1 protein-coding gene is annotated in these 1006 nt (G+C 43.6%); it reads left to right on the forward strand.

The annotated features are described in order from the left end of the window. The first annotated feature begins 104 nt into the window (after positions 1–104). Positions 105–881, forward strand: coding sequence for an SDR family NAD(P)-dependent oxidoreductase (locus ACTHUM_RS15200; RefSeq protein ID WP_070461567.1), 777 nt, complete (start codon positions 105–107; stop codon positions 879–881). Positions 882–1006 lie beyond the last annotated feature (125 nt).

The raw sequence follows: 1006 nt of genomic DNA on the forward strand, positions 1-1006 counted from the left end.
GGATAAAAGGTTTGTTTTTTACCATAAATAAGCCATGTTTTACTTTTAATTCAACAAAATTATACCATAAAATACCACCATAAATTAAACAAGAGGTAAACAAAATGGTAAAAACAGCACTCATTACAGGCGCATCGAGCGGCATTGGTTTGGAATTGGCAAAAATTCACGCACAGCAAGGCGACAATGTGGTTTTGGTCGCACGCTCCCAAGACAAGTTAAATAAAATTGCCGAAGAATTGACCGCACAATTCGGTATTAAAGCGTACGTTATTGCTATCGATTTAGCAGAATCTAATGCTGCCGAACGCATTTTTGAGCAAACCCAGGCGTTAGGTATTCAAGTCGATTATCTGATCAACAATGCAGGTTTGGGCGGGCATGGCAAGTTTGCCGAGCGGGATTTGGCAGATGAAATGCATATGGTGCAAGTGAATATTATCGCGCTGATGTCGTTAACCCGACTGTATCTGCCGTCCATGTTAGCGCAACAGTCAGGCAGAATTTTGAATGTTTCGTCCACCGCATCATTTATGCCCGTCCCTAATCAGGCAGTGTACTACGCCACCAAAGCTTTCGTAACTTCATTCAGTCAAGCCGTAGCACAGGAAGTGTCTGTAAGTGGTGTGACAGTTACGGCACTTTGCCCGGGCGCAGTGGCAACGGGCTTTGTGGCTGCAGGCAATTTGCAGGGCGTGGCCGCCTGGGATAACGCAAAATCTGCGCAATCCGTGGCACAGTATGGCCACAAGGCGATAATGCGCGGCGAATTGGTGGCATTTAACGAAGGAAAACTGCGTTTTATGTTGGATTGGATCATTCCGTTCCTACCACGCCATTTGGTACTAAAAATGTCGCAAATGGCGATGGAGAAGAAATAATTTCTTTATCATAAAAAATCCCCTAACGCTTTATGCGAGGGGATTTTTGTTTTTAAAGATGTGATATTTATTTCAATCCTTTTTTCACCAAATCTTCATATCCACCATGGTTGGTCACATTGGTG

This window comes from Neisseria sp. P0021.S006 (assembly GCF_051956895.1).